We start from the raw sequence: 15361 nt of genomic DNA on the forward strand, positions 1-15361 counted from the left end.
TCCTTGCTGTATTCGCAGGCGTTGCCGCGCCTACTTCTTGAAGATCCAGCACTTGAGGGTGCTGGGTCTGGGTTTGTCGAATGCGCCGTTGCGCTCCTGGGCGTGGTTGGCGCGGATGGCGCTGTGTACGGCGCGGTTGGAGTCGATGAATTTGTGGGTGCGGCTGTCTTTGAGCAGCGAGCGCAGCAGCGTTAGCTCCGCGATCTGCTGGCGGTGGCCTGCGGCGCGGGCGGCGAACTCGTTGAGGTTGATGGCGATGAGGTTGGGGTCGGTGCTGTGGTTGACGACCGGATCCTCTTCGAGCCCTTCGAGGTAGTCGTACACCTCCCAGAACTCGGCAACCAGGCGGTGATCGGCGCTGATGGCCTGCTGGCGTTCCATGGCCATGGTGCGCAGCGTGAGCACCACTTCATTCTTGCGCTCCTCGCCCAGGGGCAGCACCTGGTCCAGGCAATCGACCAGGGCCATCATCTGGGCGTGGTTCTTGATGATGCGCTCCACGCGGATCTCTTTCAGCGCCCGCAGCGCCTTCTCATAGGCCAGCACGCGGGTACCGAACACGCCCATCAGCTGCTCTTCCATCCGCAGGGCCTTGATCATGAAATAGCTGAGCTCTTCGGGCTGCATCAGGTTGAGGTTGTCTGCCGCGGCGCGGCTTTCATCGGTGACCACTGGGCGCTGGAAGTGCAGCTTGACGATACGGGTGAGAATGGCCTCTGAGGCCGACACGTCGGCGTTCTGGCTGATGCAGATAGTGCCGCGGAATGGCGGTTCGTAGGTCTCGTTGCCGCCGGTCTTTACGCCCCGGGTGCGCAGCGTGCCGCCGCCAAAAAAGTCTTTCAGCTCGTCCCAGTCGAATGACTTGGCGTGTGCGCGATCGGGCTCGTTGCGGTCGCCCTCGATCAGTACCACCGGCATGCCGGACACCTGCCCCATCAGGCGCGAGCGGCCGGCCACCGATGACTTGGACGGGTCGAAGCCTTCATATTCGCGGCCCATCAGCTTCCAGAGGAAGGTGATGAGTGTGGTCTTGCCCGCTCCGGCCTCGCCGGTGGCTTCGAGGAACGGGAAGGATTTGTACTGTTCGCGGATCTGCTCGGCGAACAGCGAGCCCAGCCAGAACGCCAGAGCGATCACGCCCTTGGCGCCGAAGGCGGTCCAGAGCATGGCCAGCCAGTCGTCACGGTACTTGCTGGCGTCACGGTTGATGTGCAGGGGGATGGTTTTCAGCAGGCTCTTGAGGCGCAGCTTGCCGAACTCGAAGAAGTCCTCGTCGTTCACCTGGTACATCTGCCCCGCTTTGATGGCCAGATCGCCCAGGACGTAGCAACGGTACTCGCGGCTGTACCCGATGTAGTCGATCGTCTCTACCGTTTTGATGCCGTAGAGCTGGTCCTGCATGATGCGGTCGAGCTGCTGGCCGCTGCCGGTGAACACGGCGCCGGCGGCGATCGAGAGCATGCGCTTTTTGAACTCGCTGGCGGCGGACACCTGGCCACCGGTGAAGGTGTTCTTGATGCTGCCGCCGTCATGGGGAAAGTCGACGCGGAAATAATACCAACTCTCATCGGTCACCTCGTTGCGCTGGAAGTACAGCGCCTGCGGGTAGCAGTTGGCGATCTGCACTACGCTGCCGGACTGCTCGAGCGCTTTCTCACGCCGCTGGTGGTCATTCATGGCGCGGATCTCGACGTGCTCGGACTCCTCCAGGTCGTTGAACGCCTTGTTGTACTTGACCATGTCGAGCTTGAACCAGTACAGACGGCGATCGAACTGGAAGTGGAACTCGTGGCGCTCGCGCCAGGTGTACATCAGCAGGGCTTTTTCGGTCGGGCTCTGGGCCAGCAGCAGTTCACCGTGATGCCGATACTCGGCGATGTTCTGGCCGTTCAGCTTGTCGCGCTGGTGCGCCTCGTTCCAGTCGATCTTCTTGTCGCGCTGGGGGATCTGCATGGCCGAGCACTTCCAGCCAGCTTCGCGCGCCTTGGCTGCCCACTTGCGGGTGTAGCGCCGGCCGGCGGCGTCACCGTCGAGCGCCCACACCAGCTTCGGGCGCTTGGTGCCGGCCTCGTCACAGTCGCGGGCGAGCTTGGCCAGGGCCAGTTCGGGGTAATTGTTGCTGCTCAGTGCGGTGACGGCCGTGATGTCGTTATGGGCCAGGGCGATCGCGTCGAAGATGCCCTCGACAATCCACAGCTCGTCGACCTGCAGTAGATCCACACAGGGCGGGCACCACCACCAGCCGTTGTGCTTGCTCTGAAACTTGAACCGCGCCTTCTTGCCGAAGCGGTGCGGCCGATCGATCAGGCGTTCCCACCAGCTGTCGTTGGGCAGCGAGAAGCGCACGGTGGCGGTACCGATGCCCAGTTCACGATCGAAGTACTGCTCTTGCGTGTACCAGCCGTGGATCAGCTCTTCGCGGAAGCCGCGGTTGAATTCCAGGTACGCCCGGGCGGTGATGGTGGGGTCTTCTGGGCTGGGCTTGTAGCGGTTGCTCCAGTCGTCGAACAGATCGTCGTACAGATCTTTTACGTGTAGCTCGGCGTTGCATTTGCTCTCGCGGCCACAGCGCAGCACCCAGGGCTCATCCTTGTGGGTGTAGAGCTCCTTCTTACTGCAGATGGGGCACGTGCCGCCGCGCATCCAGTTACCGGAGACCTTTTTCAGGCCGTAGTCACGGTCGATGCGTGCGAGCACTTCACGGTGTATTTCAGATTGCATCAAGCGCCCCTGGCGGATTCGATTCTGCTGCCCTGGGCGAGTGCGCCGAGCAGTTTCTTGTTGGCTGACATATCGGGGCAATGCGCCAGGATGCTGCCGTGCCGCATGGGGTGCGGAATGTTGCGGTAGCGGTCGTCCCAGAACTCGGCCTGCAGGCGCAGGCGGTAGGCAGTGCGCTGAGCCTGCACGAGCGCGGCGGCTTCTTCCCGGGTGAGCTCGAGCACGACTTTGACGGTATCCATGGCGCGCTCCGGATCAGTTGACGAGGTGCAGCGTGTGGCGGGCCGGGTTCTGGATAACGTGGTGAACGATGAACGACACCGGCACCGCGTAGGTGACCCCGCGCTCTGGATCGCGCAGCATGACCAGCTGGGCGTCACTGCGGCTGACGTCGTGGTAGAGGTGCGATGGGCGCAGGCGGGCAAAGGCGACGGCGGCGGCGTCTTGTGCTGTCTCCAGGCTCATATCGAACAGGCCCTTGAGGTATTGCGCGGTGCTGTGGCACATGACGCTGGCTGATGTGGCGGGGTCCATGCGCTGCATGAAGTTGACCGCCTCCTTGGCGACGGTATCCAGCCCGAAGCCGGATACGGAGGGCGAAAGCTGCATGCTGGCCTTGCCTGCGATGTTCTCTGCCGATGCGCGGGAAATCTCATGGGTGCCCATGAGATGTGCGACGGCACGGTCAAACAGCGCCTGCTCATCCGTCAGGTATTCGCCCTGGTGGCGGGCCAGAAAGCTGGCAGCGCACTGCTGCAGCACTGAGTGGTAGTCGTTTACGGATAGGGCGGCGCGGCTAAGCATGGTCGTGCTCCTTGTGGTCCAGCATGTCGAGTTGCTCTTCATCGTTCTGCGGCAGCGCCGCCCGGCGCATGGCACTGGGCGCGACGGGCAGCAGGGCGTTGGGGTTGGGGGTTGAGCTGGGGCTCAGCTCGTGGGTCATCTCGAACGTGGCCCGGCAGGACCAGCTGCAGGCTTCGTTGGTGCACTGCAAATACGCAGTGCGCAGGAATATGTGCTCGCCGTCTGACGTGCGGATGCGCATCTTGCCGCGGCAGTGCGGACAAACCAGCTTGTAGACGCTCATCGTCCCTCCCCTGAATCAAGTAATGGTTGGCTACCGGCCGACCGGGTACAGCGCCCGCCCGCGACCGGTGATGCTTTTGGCTGCACGGCGCAGCCGCGCTCTGACCAGCCATTCGGCTGCCTGGGCGCAATCGTCCAGACCGTAGCGTTGGCGGATCCGCTCGAGCAGTTCGCGCTCTGTTTCATCGAATTCAACATGGGCTTCTGGCATCAGTGACTCTTTAGTAACTATTTGGTGACCCGCTAGCGACTCGCTGGTCACTCGCTTCAGGCGCGGGCCAGCTCTACAGTGGATTCAGGCAGCAACAGATCGCGGGCTTCCTTCATCACGATCAGATGCAGCAGCTCGGCCTGGCTCAGGCCGGTGTAGTCGACCAGGGCGTTGATCAGCTTCTGCTCGTATTCATCGAAGTTGAGCGTGGCGCGATGAGTGCGGAGGCGTTTGGGGTCGGATTTCATGGCGGCTGATCCTTACTGGCTGATCTGAGCAGGTACAGGTTGAAACGGTGGCAGGGGCATTTCGCCCTGCTTGATACCCAGCGCGACGGCGGCTTTATGCGCCTCGCCCCGCTTGCCTTTCTTGGCGCCGGAGAGCACCTGGTAGGTGGTGTGCAGGTCCAGATCATGTTCAGCGGCAAACTCGGTCACGGATTTGCCCTGCTGATCCAGCCATTTGCGCGCTTGCTCTGGGGTTCTGAGGTTTGGCATAGTCTTCAAAGGGTTCAAATGGATTCAATTAAGTTCAATTATGCACACGAATATGTGCATGTCAAAGGATATTGCGCGCAAATGTGTTCAATAGGCGATCGGCTGCGCGCGGAACGCGAGCGGCTAGGGCTCAATCAGGAGGAGTTCGGACAGCTGGGAGGCGTTAACCGGAACTCGCAAGCGAACTATGAGAAGGGCAAGCGGAGCCCGGATGCCGAGTACCTGGCGGCCGTGGCAAAACACGGTGTGGACATCCTGCATGTGGTCACTGGCAGCCGTGCTCCTGCTGAGTATTTTGGGCTCTCGATAAAGGAATCCGATGTTGTTGCCAACTACCGGGATATGCGCGATCCGGACCGGGCAACCTTCGAGCGTATTTCCGAGGCGCTGCGCCGAATGGACGACGAAACGCAAGAGAAAGACCGCTAGGGAGCCGACACCGGCAGACAAGACAAGGAGGCCAATGATGGCCGTAACGGAAAGCAAGGAACGCCCGAACACCCCCATTGCGTTCAGATATTGCGACGCCAAAGGGGCGAATCGCACCTGGATCCTGATCTGGTGGACTGAAAAAGGTGCCTACATTTGCGGGGGTGAGACGTCAGGATCCAAACCCCGCACCTTCCGCAAAGACCGTGTGATCGAATACCTGTCTGGCTCCGCTCAGCTGGTCGATCCTTTCACCCCGGCTCCGCCGCGCATATCGAAAACCACAGCCACGGACGCGCGTCCGCAGATCCTCTTCACGGGCTTTGCGAAGCAGGAGAAGAAAGACCTCGAGGACAAGGCAACCGAGGCCGGACTGCGGGTTGTGAGTGGCAGCACCCTAGCACTTACCTTCCTCTGTTGCGGGCCCAACGCCGGCTGGAGAAAAGTCGAGCGGGCGAGAGAGTCCGGGAGCTTCATAATGACCGCGGGCCAGCTCAGCCAGCTGCTGGAGTCCGGCGTTTTGCCAGATGATCATCTCCATGAATCGTGAGTTATGACGAGAATTAGACGTTTATACGGCTTCTGACACAGTCAAATGTGTCGAAAATAGATCACTCCTAGGCGAAGGGAGGTACCAGCCCGGTACCGGCGCCTGTATTAGGATTGGGATCAGGAGTGGCAGATGCTGGATAAAAAAAACAACCAGGAGCTTGGATTCAACAATGACAGCGCAGGCACCGAGCAGGTATTCCTGGATTTGTTCCGCAGACTAGATGACCTTTGCAAGGCTGACGTGTTGGTGGTTATGCGCGCCCTGGTAGGCACGATGCCACGCAAGCAATGTGATTCAGCCATACTGGCCGACGAAGAAGACGACCAATGAGGAGTAACCGTAATGGATATACGAAAAGCATCACGCTCAACCGCTCGTCTTGTGATTGCCAGTGTGGTGATCGCGGCGGCAACGGCTGCTGCACCAGTGGCCGCCCAGTCGCTCAAAGATGGCTATGCCGGCTGCTTGACCGAAGATTACCTGGACCAGTTCATCTCTGCGGCTGTGAAGGATGACATGCGGGCAATCAATTACCTGCTGGAGAAGAACTTGTGTGTACCGCTGAGCAGCCAGTTTGACATCAGCGTGCTGGATCCAGGCTTCACCCAGGTGAAGATCCGCGTTTACGTAGGCAATGACGCGGTAGACCTCTGGACCGTGCGTGAAGCTGTGAAATTCTAACCAGGTATTCCCCGCTCAACCCACGGGGCTCAGCTCAACGGGCCCCACTTCCAACCGCTCGAACTCCCGCTCAACCGCCCTCTCCGCGCTGCTCTTGGTGGCGTACAAGTGCGTCAACCGCTTGGGATTGGTCTGATCGCCCTGGGTGATCTTCTTCTGGGCCCCGTCCTCATCCCGGTACCAGGCGAGCACGCCGGTGTAGCCACCCTCTACCAGGGCTGCCAGATCCTCGTCTTCGGCCAGTTGGTTTTCCAGCTCCAGCTTGTTGGTGTAGCCGCTGTCGCTGAGCTCGTGGGTGAGCCGGCTGCACAGCCAGACCACCTCGGTGATCTTCTGCTTGATGCCGACCAGGCTGAAGGTCATTTCGGGGATCAGGTCGGGCCGGCCGCGGGCGATGGTATAGCTGAGCGTGGCCAGGCCGCGCTGCAGGCGGCGCCATTCTGCCCGGGCCGCCTGCAGGGCGCTGTCCTTGTCTGCGTACACGTGGCGCAGGGTCTTTATGTTGTCCTCAGTGCCGATGATCGCCTCGAGGCGCTCCGCGCTGTTGGGGTCGTAGTAGTGGGCGCGCACGCCTGTATAGGCGTCCCGGTCGGCCTCCAGAAAGCGGTGGCTGTCGCCGTCGCGGCGCGTGAGCGTGATGTGCGGCAGGTTGACCCCGCTGGCGGTCTGGCTGCCACCGACGGGCAGCAGCAGCATATGGCCGGCCTTGACGGTGGCCACCGCGTCGTGGTCGGCACCCAGGCGGGTGAGCAGGTTGGCGTCCGATTCGTCCACCTGGTCCAGGTGCGGTACCGGGATCTGGCCGAGCACCAGGTCGATCACTGGCTTGAGGCTATAGGCTGCGGCCACGCTGGCGATGATCTCGCCCAGGGTGGTCTGGTGCCAGCTGCGTTCGCGTTTGCGGGTGAGGCCGGCGCGCATGTCGGCGCTGCGGGCGCGGATGCTGACCACATCCGGGGTGCCAGAGTGCTCTACCTCGTCCACCGTAAAACTGCCCTTGTACACCAGGGCGCTGCCCTGCCAACCCAGCCACAGGTCAATCACTGCCCGCCGTGGCGGTATGGCGAGCAGGCCGTCGTGGTCGTGCAGGGTCAGGTCGAGCTGGTCGGCCTCGATGCCGCGGTTGTCTGTGAGGGTGAGGCGCAGTAGGCGGTTATTGATCTTGGGGGTGATGTCGCGGCCTTCCACGGCCAGGCGGAAGGTGGGCGCGGTGTGGCTGGTGAGCTGCTCGATCATCGGATGATGTCCCCTATGGTTTCAGCCAGGTTGCCGAGCAGCTCGAGGCGGCTGTCGTCCTCACGCCCCAGGGTGATGCTGAAGTCGATCCGCCGCGGGCTACCGTCGCTAAAGAACAGCGTGTTGGTTTCGCTGATGCTGTCGATGCTCCATAGCCCGTAAATGCGGCCCGTGCCCTCGACCATTGGCCAGGCCTTGCCGGTGTCGGCCATCAGCCGCAGCGCATCGAGCGACAACCGCTTGCCGCTGAACTCGGGCAGGATCAGGCCCGACAGGGTGATTGTGTCTTCCCCTTTGCCCAGGAACTGACGCACCGGCGCTGCGCCCACGCGGTTGCTGCTGGGGTGCCGCCAGCTGGTTTGCCGCTGAAAGTCCTGGTATGCGGCGGTATCCAGGCTGAACACATACAGCCCCAGGGCCATCATCATTGTGGGTACCTCATTCGTTATCTTGAAGTGCTGAGCGCTGGCGCGCCTGGGCGGCTTGCGTGGCGCGCTGGATCTCTTGAGCCACCAGGCGCGCGAGTGCGCCCTCGTTCATCCCGGGCTGAGCGCTGACGCTCACACTGATGTGGTAGACCGGCGCGCCGGCAGCAGGCGCTGACGCCGACAGGGGCGCGCGGTTGTCTACCGCCAGCGCCGGCGTGCCACCACCCACGCCCAGGGCGATGGCACCGGCGCCAGCCAGGGATTTGCCGGCCTTGAGGATCGAGCCCAGCGGGCCCTGCTGGCTGCGGTCGAGCCCCACCTTGAGGCCGGCCATGGTGTCGTCGCCCAACTGGGCGAACACGCGCGAGGGTGACCGTATGCCGAGCTTTTCCTTGAACCAGCCCACAGTGTTGCTGCCGGCGTCAGTGATGGCGGTTTTGACCGAGCCCATGGCGTTTTTGATGCCGTTGACCAGCCCACCGATGATCATGCCGCCGAACTCGGTGAATTTACCGGGCAGATCCACGCCGAAGTAACTCATGGTGCCGGCGAAGATCTTGTAAAAGATGCCCAGCGGCGACCAGTTGAGCAGCGTAGCGCTGATGTTGCCGATGCCGCCGCTGAAGGCTTGCTTGATGTTCTCCCAGATGCCGCTGAAAAACGCCGTGACCTTGTCCCAGTGTTTGTAGAGCATGTATGCGCCCACCGCGAGCAGGGCAACGGCCGCAATAATGGCAAGGATCGGCCAGGTGGCGGCGTTGGTTGCCACGGCAAACAGAGTCATGCCGTACCTGATCATTGCCAGCGGGCCGAGAATGCTGGCCAGCGTGAGCGCGATGGTACCGCCCACCGTGATGAGCACGGCCAGTATGGCAGCCAGCTTGATCAGCCCGCCGACCAGCCGGGGGTTCTCTGCCACCCAGCCTTTTACCGAACCAATGAGCCGGGTGATGCTTTGCGTGGTTTCGCGCAGTGGGCCGTCCTGCTGTTCCTGCAGCTCGATGCCCAGATCCTGCCAGGCGCTGCCCATCGCGGCCAGGTCGCCCTTCATGTTGTCGGCCATTACTCGGGCAGTCTTGCTGGCTTCGCCCTCGGTCTGCTTCAGTTTGCCGATGAACTCCTGCAGCTCGCCGCCGCCCGCCTGCTTGACCAGTACCTGCAGGGCGCTGACGGCCTCTTCACCGGCAATGCCCTTGAGCAGCCCTGCCCGCTCAGTGTCGCCCATGTCCTTGGTTTTTTCGTAGATCTCGGTGAGGATCTCGGGCATGTCGCGCAGGTTGCCCTGGGCGTCGGAGGCGCTGATGCCCAGCTCATCCAGCGCATTGGCTGCAGCCTTGGGTGGCGCTGACAGGCGGTTGAGAATGGAGCGCAGCGCGGTGCCGCCCATGCTGCCCTGGATGCCGGCATCACCGAGCTTGCCGGCCATGGCTGCAACCACCTCGATGTCCTGCCCCAGGCTGGCAGCGATCGGGGCGGCGTACTTCATGGTGTCGCCGAGCATGGCCAGATCCACGTTGGCCCGGGTAAAGGTGCCCACCAGCACGTCACCCACCCGGCCCATCTGGTCCGCGCCAATGCCGAACCCGGTGAGGATGTTGGATGCGATATCGGCCGTCTCCGCCAGCTCGGTCCCGCCCGCCTTTGCCAGATCCAGCATCCCGGGCATGGCTTTCTTGATCGCGTCAGGGCTGAAACCAGCCATGGCCAGAAATCCCTGGCCACCGGCGGCATCGCCTGCGGTGAATTGCGTGCTGGCCCCCAGCTCTCGCGCCTGAGCGCGCAGGGCTTTCATCTCTTCGGAGTTCTTGTCCAGCCGGGTGAGAGACTGCACCTGGCTCATGCTGGCGTCAAACTCCATGCCTGGCGACAACATGCGGGCGCCTGCATACAGCATCGCGCCGCCCGTGGCAGCGCCGCCCGCACCGGTGGTGGCCATGTTGCTGGCCATGCCCTGGGTGCGCTGGTAGCTGCGTTTTGCGTTTGCCAGGCGCTGCTGCTGGCGTGTTACCTGCTTGAGCCTGTCTTCTTGGCGGCTGAGTGACTGGTTGGTTTTGGCGATGTGTTGGCGCAGTTGCCGCTCATGCTGCCCCAGATTGCGCGTACTGATACCCGCGCCTTTGAGCTTGGTGCGCAGCTCCTGCAGGGCACGCTCCTGCTCGCCGTGCTTTTGCTTGAGGGCATGCCCCTGGCGCACAGCGGTCTTGAACTCGTTGGTAAGTGCCTTGGTGGGCCGCGCGGTGTTGGCCAGCTGCTGCGAGAGCTTACGGACTTTGTCCCGGTTGGCCTGCATGGCGGCAGAGGTTTTCTCCGACGCGCCCTTGAGCGTCTTGAAGCTGCTGATGTCCTTCTGCTGGGTCTGCAAGCCCTTGAGGGTATCGCGGGTTTCCTTGAGGGATTTGGCCAGGCCGGCGCTGCTGCCCATAACCTTCTTGATCGGCGCGGTTGCCTTGTCGATCGCGGCCAGCACCACCTGCAGTTTCAGATCACGTGCCATGCTTGGCCTCTACTCGCTTGCGGGCGCGCTCGCGCCACTCCATCAGTTCGGCGAGGCCGAGCGGGTCCATATCCGCTGGGCCCCAGTGGAACACGACGGCGATATCGGCCATCGCATCTTCTACTCGTCGCGGAAGGCTTCCGTCTTCGCCGACCTCTGCAGCAAAAAACCGGCGATCGCTACCCCGCACTGCAGCAGGTCGGCGGGGTCCATGCGGCCGGTCTCGTGATCGAGCAGCGCGGGGGTGGTGATGCGTGGCAGCACCTTGCGCAGGGCGCCCACTTCCATCTGGATCAGCTCAGTCAGCGATATGCCCCGCAGCTCGCCGGCGGTGGGCTTGCGCAGGGTGATGCTGTCGATCTTCTGCTCGCCACGGATGATGGGTTCGTCCAGGGCAACGGTCTCTTCGTTCGGGTTCTTTGCCGGTTTGGGCTGGGCTTCAGGGCTGGCGACGGTGGGCGCTGCTGTAGGTGCTGTGCCGCTGTCGATCGCTTTGTGGTCCGGTGCCTGATCGGCGTCTGGCTTGTGCATGGGGTTCTCCTTGCGATTGAAATACCGCCCTTTGATCCGGGCGGCGGGTGTTCATCTGAGCGCGGGCGTGCCCTGGTTACAGGCTGAGCGCGGCGCGCTGCTCGGCCAGGCGGTCATCGCCGTCGACCATCTCGATCATGTTGGCGATGTCGATCTCGATGATCACTTCGCCGTCGATCGTGAGCTTGTAGTAGCTGCAGGTGGTTGTCATGGACTGTTCGCTGTTCTCACCGGGGGAGGCTTCGCCCATGTTGATTTCTTCATGCCGGCCGCGCACGACGATCTCAACGGCGGTCACGCTGCCATCGTCGTCGCGTTGGTAGGCGCCGGTGAAGCGCAGCAGCACGCCGTCGTGCCGGGTGATGCCGTATTGGCGCAGGGTCTGCACGTCGAGCCCGCCGGCGGTCCATTCAAGCTGGATACCGTCGTCGCTCATGCCCATGTCGATCTTGACGGGGCCGTTCATGCCGCCGCCTCGGTAGGCTTCCATCTTGCGGCTGAGCACCGGCAGGGTGACGGTTTTGGCAATGCCGGCGTAGCTGATGCCGTCATTGAAGAGGTTCATGTTCTTGAGTTTGCGTGGCATAGCCATTGCTGGGCTCTCCGGGAGTGTGGGCCGTGGCGCCGGGGTTAGCGGCGCGCTGGGTCAGGCATCAGGCATTGATGCGGCTGGCGAAGTCCATCAGGTAGCGGTCGGTGATGCGCTGCTGGAAGGTGAGGTCTTCCAGCGGGGGCACCGGTGTGTAGTCGTAGTCGATCGCGAGCTTGCCGGCCTTGAGGCGCTCCGGGGTGTTGAGCTCGGGGTCGTACCAGGCGCTGCCGTCGATGATGTAGCCGCGTGTTTTCCACTCGCGGAACTTGGCGTTGATGCCTTCGATCATGTCTTTCACCAGGGACGGGTGCATGGGCTGGTCGATGGCCCAGAGGTGCGCCTCTGCCATGGTGTCGGCCACTACGTGCGCGGTGCGGGTGTAGTTCTCGAACGCGAAGAGCGGATCCTCGGAACAGGTGCGCGAACCCCAGAAGCGGAACCCGCTCTGCTGGATCAGGGTGGTGATCTCGTTCTCGTTCAGGTAGCCGGCGTCGGTGGCGGGGTTCTGCAGATCCCAGAACACATCCTTGCTGATGCCGGTAACGCCGTTGACCGGTACGTTGCTGAGTGTCTTGTGCCAGCCGACTGTCTGGTCGATCTTGGCGCGCAGGCCGAGGGCGCGGGCGACTGCGGGTGCATCTACTGTGGCGGCTGCGGTGGTGTCGAAAGCGCGGAAGTCTGGCCAGAGGAGCATCAGCTCCCGCGCGCCGAAGGTGTCGCGGTAGGCAACGGCTGCTTCTTTGTCGGCACAATCCCAGGCGCTTGCGTAGGCGAAGGCGCGCAGGGACTGGGCAACGGTGACCAGGGCGGCGGTAACCGCTGGATCATCCAGACCAGGTACACCGAGAATGCGCGGGGTTACGCCCAGGCGCGCCTTGGCTGCGAGCAGCGCCTGCATGCCGGTGTATTCACCACCTGTAGCGCCGCCAATGATGTTGGCGGTAGTTGCTGCCTCGTCCAACCCCTCTTCCACCCGCACGACGATGGTGAAGGGCTTGGTCTGGTCTGCTATGGCGCGCAGGCTAGCGGCAAGCGTGCCCTCGGTACCGGCATCGCCGATGGCGCTGAGCACGTTGGTGAGCAGTACGGGCTGGTTAAGCGGAAATACAGTGGCGTCTGCATCGGAGGCGGTGCACACCATACCCACAACGGCGGTGGAAATGGAGCGAATGGGGCGCGTGCCCTCATTGATCTCGATGACTCGGACGCCGTGATGATATGAATCGGGCATGGTTGGCTCCCTGCAGGGCGGTAATGGCTGTCAGGGGTCATGCTGTCGCGTAGGCGCGGGGATTGGGAGCGGCTGGGGTTGTGGGGAGCGTGTTTACAGGGGCAGGCGAAGAACCCCGCCGAAACGGGGGCGCTTACTTCGACCTAAGCATTGCCGATGCTACACCGGCTCCGGCGGGGCGACCAGCTCCGCAACATCCGGATTTGCCTCCAGGAAGGCCGCGAGCTTTTCCACCGCGCTGGGCTCGGCCGGGGCGGTGGGCTTGTTCACAAGCTGCCAGGCTGAGAAGTTCCAGCGCGGCCACTTGTCATCCGGCCAGGTCTCTGGCGGCGGTGTGGCGATGCAGCCCGCCGGCATGTGGTACACGCCCGGTTCGAGCGGGCTTTCGTCTGCCTCGGTGATGCCCAGGAACAGGCCGGCGGCGTTGAGTTGGTAGGCTTGCATGGGTTGGCCCTCAGTATTTGATGCAGGCGAGGAATGCGCGGTTGCGTGGGTGGTTGCTGCCGGTGATGATCCGAGCACCGCCGGCTTGCTTGACGCTCTCCAGGATCTCTGCGTGTTCCCGCACGCCGGACCCAACTATCAGTGTGCCTTCGGTCGCGGTACCCAGCGCCCCACCGGCACCGCCCCAGCTATCCGAAGGTATCGGTGGGGTGGCCCCGTTCTGCCAGCTGCCCAGAGCACGGCCGACATCCACGCCCTTGCCGTCGTCCCAGCCTCGGATGAATTCGCCGCGCAGATCAGGAAGGTTGAAAGTATTGAATCCGTCGCCGGCGCCGAAGGTGGTGCCAATCGCTGCGAACAGATCCGCATAGGCTACCCGACCAACTGCTGCACCATTGGCCTTGAGCCAGCCAGTGGGAGCGATGGTGCGTGCGAAGTGAGCGAGCATGCCGGCTGGTGACATCTGCCGGGTTTCAGCTCGGCTGAAAATGTCCAGGTTATCCCGCGAGGTGGCTTTGCTTTCGACGTCTGCCAGGTTCTTGCTGCGCTCCAGCGGCGCGGGCGCGTTGCCGGTCGGTTCGTTCTGCGCGCAGATCAGCTCATGCGTGCCGACAATCGCGGTGTTGAAGGTGAACTCGGTGGGGTCAGTAGGGTGCGGGGTCCATTCGTCACTGGGTACCCGCTCACCATCGACGTACACGGCAAGCCCGCGCGTGGTGCAGATCGCCAGGGTGACCACGGTTTGCCCGTCGACCAGCTCCTGTTTCTCTTCGATGGTGTCAACAGTGATGTTGGCCTGGTCCGGATCCGCCCAGATGATGTCCCCGTCCGCGTTGGACTGCTTGCGCGCCACCTGGCCGGTGGTACCGCCCGGCAGCAGCGTGGCCATGGTGATGTTGTTGAGGATCCACGACTGGGTGGCCACCGCGACGTTGGGGTCCACCTGCAGCGTGACTACCGTGGCGTTGGTTACCAGGAACTCGAAGCGCACGATGGTATCGGCAAAGGCACCCTCGCCCTCTGCTGGCTTGACCGAGGCCGGCACGTTGCCTACGGCGAACAGGTTGCCATCCACATCGAACAGCCCCATCTCGCGGATCGTAAAGCCACCCACGCTGACCGGGATCACCAGCTCGGCCGTGTATTTGTTATCCCGCTCCGGATCCTGGTAGACGCGATTGACCTCAGCGCGAAAGCGCTCATTCACCAGGGCGGTCATGTCGTCGGCGAGATCCACAAAGTTGCCATTGCCATCACCCACGGCCATGTGGGTCAGGTTGATCGGCGTGCCGGCGGCCTCGGCTGCAGCCATGGCCTGCAGGCCGTGGGCGGTGTGGATGGATTTGTAGGTTGGCATTTTGGCTTAGATCCCCTGTCAATAAGTGCTGAGCTTCAGTTATCAAGAACCAGTGGCGTTTAACCGATCAGCGGTGGCTTTCAGGGATCGCCGAGCTATTTCGAGCTCTTTAGCAGTCAACAGTCGGTCGTACTTGAGCGCCTTTTTCCAGCTATTCCTGTACACCGCCGTCGCTAAATAACTAGTTGCGTTGTGCCGCCCAAGGAATCCACAACCCGCCCCCGCAGGAGTTCCGCTGGCACCACTGAAGCCAGCGAAAGCGCTTTTTTGCACTAGATTAGAACCCACTATCTCTAGCGACATTCTATTGCCGGTGTAGTCGACTACAGCGATCAGGGGCAACCATGTGTCTGCTGAACAGGCAGCATCCAGAATGTCGACCGTATTAGCTTCGTCGCTGTGTCGCGCAGCGAGCGTGACGACACCATTCGAGGAAAAACCAAAAGCGAGCATTGGCTTGCTACTGTTTGAGTGATACCCGGAAAAGATTTGGTGATTGTATGTGTCAGCGCTTTTTCTGCTCTTAACTACCGCAAACATTGTTATAGCGTTTTTGCCCGTAAAGAAGTTGTTAGGCAGAGCGTACCCAGCTCGCCTTTTCGGTTGATCTTGCGCGTCTATGTACTTTGCAGATTCTACGCCATTAACCGCAGCGGTATAGTGCCCGGCCAAGTCTTTTGCGGCATAACTTGCTGCTGTAGATACGTCAATAGCATTTGTTATCGTTTGCTCTCCTGAGTAGTTAACAGATGGCGAGGTCAGCACCGATCCCGCATCTATATTAACTGCCAGATCAGGGAATTTAAGAAGCAAATCATCGAGTGTAACGCCGGTATTGAAATTGCCAGGGATAGTTGTTACGCGAGTCAT

General features: G+C 62.1%; 21 protein-coding genes. 4 read left to right on the forward strand and 17 right to left on the reverse strand.

The window, feature by feature from the left end:
* Positions 1-30: 30 nt before the first annotated feature.
* From V7747_RS01420 to V7747_RS01450, 7 genes are read right to left on the reverse strand one after another with little or no spacing between them, the layout of a single operon-like run.
* Entirely contained in the window at positions 31-2721 is a 2691-nt protein-coding gene (locus tag V7747_RS01420) for a toprim domain-containing protein (protein WP_335614276.1), read from the reverse strand.
* Positions 2721-2963, reverse strand: coding sequence for a hypothetical protein (locus V7747_RS01425; protein WP_335614277.1), 243 nt, complete (start codon positions 2961-2963; stop codon positions 2721-2723). Before V7747_RS01425 ends, V7747_RS01420 begins: the two co-directional genes overlap by 1 nt.
* A 13-nt stretch (positions 2964-2976) precedes the next feature.
* Positions 2977-3525, reverse strand: a complete 549-nt coding sequence (locus tag V7747_RS01430; protein WP_335614278.1) for a hypothetical protein — start codon at positions 3523-3525, stop codon at positions 2977-2979.
* Positions 3518-3808: an ogr/Delta-like zinc finger family protein gene (locus tag V7747_RS01435; protein WP_335614279.1), complete on the reverse strand. Its 291-nt coding sequence runs from the start codon at positions 3806-3808 to the stop codon at positions 3518-3520. The genes V7747_RS01430 and V7747_RS01435 overlap by 8 nt, the downstream gene beginning before the upstream one ends.
* Before the next feature lie 30 nt (positions 3809-3838).
* Entirely contained in the window at positions 3839-4018 is a 180-nt protein-coding gene (locus V7747_RS01440; protein WP_335614280.1) for a hypothetical protein, read from the reverse strand.
* A 56-nt stretch (positions 4019-4074) separates the two neighbouring features.
* Positions 4075-4266, reverse strand: a complete 192-nt coding sequence (locus V7747_RS01445; protein ID WP_335614281.1) for a hypothetical protein — start codon at positions 4264-4266, stop codon at positions 4075-4077.
* 12 nt (positions 4267-4278) lie between these two features.
* Positions 4279-4515 (reverse strand): DNA-binding protein, encoded by a 237-nt coding sequence (locus V7747_RS01450; RefSeq protein WP_335614282.1) that lies wholly within the window; start codon positions 4513-4515, stop codon positions 4279-4281.
* An 18-nt stretch (positions 4516-4533) separates the two neighbouring features.
* On the opposite strand from V7747_RS01450, the gene V7747_RS01455 reads away from it, so the two are divergent.
* The 4 genes from V7747_RS01455 (at position 4534) to V7747_RS01470 (ending at position 6178) form a co-directional block, all read left to right on the forward strand.
* On the forward strand, positions 4534-4944 hold the full coding sequence (locus V7747_RS01455) for a helix-turn-helix domain-containing protein (protein WP_335614283.1): 411 nt from the start codon (positions 4534-4536) through the stop codon (positions 4942-4944).
* Positions 4945-4981: 37 nt separating this feature from the next.
* Entirely contained in the window at positions 4982-5494 is a 513-nt protein-coding gene (locus V7747_RS01460; RefSeq protein ID WP_335614284.1) for a BRCT domain-containing protein, read from the forward strand.
* A gap of 132 nt (positions 5495-5626) precedes the next feature.
* Positions 5627-5827, forward strand: a complete 201-nt coding sequence (locus V7747_RS01465) for a hypothetical protein (protein WP_335614285.1) — start codon at positions 5627-5629, stop codon at positions 5825-5827.
* Between the two features lie 12 nt (positions 5828-5839).
* Positions 5840-6178, forward strand: a complete 339-nt coding sequence (locus V7747_RS01470; RefSeq protein ID WP_335614286.1) for a hypothetical protein — start codon at positions 5840-5842, stop codon at positions 6176-6178.
* Positions 6179-6193: 15 nt separating this feature from the next.
* Here the strand turns inward: V7747_RS01470 and V7747_RS01475 are convergent, their stop codons facing one another.
* The 10 genes from V7747_RS01475 to V7747_RS01520 all read right to left on the reverse strand — a co-directional run bounded on the left by V7747_RS01475 (position 6194) and on the right by V7747_RS01520 (position 15361).
* Positions 6194-7414, reverse strand: coding sequence for a phage late control D family protein (locus V7747_RS01475; protein WP_335614287.1), 1221 nt, complete (start codon positions 7412-7414; stop codon positions 6194-6196).
* Positions 7411-7842: a phage tail protein gene (locus V7747_RS01480; protein ID WP_335614288.1), complete on the reverse strand. Its 432-nt coding sequence runs from the start codon at positions 7840-7842 to the stop codon at positions 7411-7413. Before V7747_RS01480 ends, V7747_RS01475 begins: the two co-directional genes overlap by 4 nt.
* Before the next feature lie 10 nt (positions 7843-7852).
* On the reverse strand, positions 7853-10336 hold the full coding sequence (locus V7747_RS01485; protein ID WP_335614289.1) for a phage tail tape measure protein: 2484 nt from the start codon (positions 10334-10336) through the stop codon (positions 7853-7855).
* Positions 10326-10448 (reverse strand): GpE family phage tail protein, encoded by a 123-nt coding sequence (locus V7747_RS01490; protein ID WP_335614290.1) that lies wholly within the window; start codon positions 10446-10448, stop codon positions 10326-10328. The genes V7747_RS01485 and V7747_RS01490 overlap by 11 nt, the downstream gene beginning before the upstream one ends.
* 8 nt (positions 10449-10456) lie before the next feature.
* Positions 10457-10867 (reverse strand): phage tail assembly protein, encoded by a 411-nt coding sequence (locus V7747_RS01495; protein ID WP_335614291.1) that lies wholly within the window; start codon positions 10865-10867, stop codon positions 10457-10459.
* Between the two features lie 76 nt (positions 10868-10943).
* The gene (locus tag V7747_RS01500; protein ID WP_335614292.1) at positions 10944-11459 is read right to left on the reverse strand and encodes a phage major tail tube protein; all 516 of its coding nucleotides are present in this window, start codon (positions 11457-11459) and stop codon (positions 10944-10946) included.
* Between the two features lie 61 nt (positions 11460-11520).
* A complete protein-coding gene (locus tag V7747_RS01505; protein WP_335614293.1) occupies positions 11521-12690 on the reverse strand; it encodes a phage tail sheath protein in 1170 nt (389 codons plus the stop codon).
* Positions 12691-12849: 159 nt separating this feature from the next.
* On the reverse strand, positions 12850-13134 hold the full coding sequence (locus tag V7747_RS01510; protein WP_335614294.1) for a phage tail protein: 285 nt from the start codon (positions 13132-13134) through the stop codon (positions 12850-12852).
* 10 nt (positions 13135-13144) lie between these two features.
* Positions 13145-14491 carry a phage tail-collar fiber domain-containing protein gene (locus V7747_RS01515; RefSeq protein ID WP_335614295.1) on the reverse strand — a complete coding sequence of 449 codons (1347 nt, stop codon included), beginning with the start codon at positions 14489-14491 and terminating at the stop codon, positions 13145-13147.
* A 42-nt stretch (positions 14492-14533) separates the two neighbouring features.
* A complete protein-coding gene (locus tag V7747_RS01520; protein ID WP_335614296.1) occupies positions 14534-15361 on the reverse strand; it encodes a hypothetical protein in 828 nt (275 codons plus the stop codon).

Source organism: Halopseudomonas sp., assembly GCF_036960865.1.
In the GTDB taxonomy this organism is placed as follows: domain Bacteria; phylum Pseudomonadota; class Gammaproteobacteria; order Pseudomonadales; family Pseudomonadaceae; genus Halopseudomonas.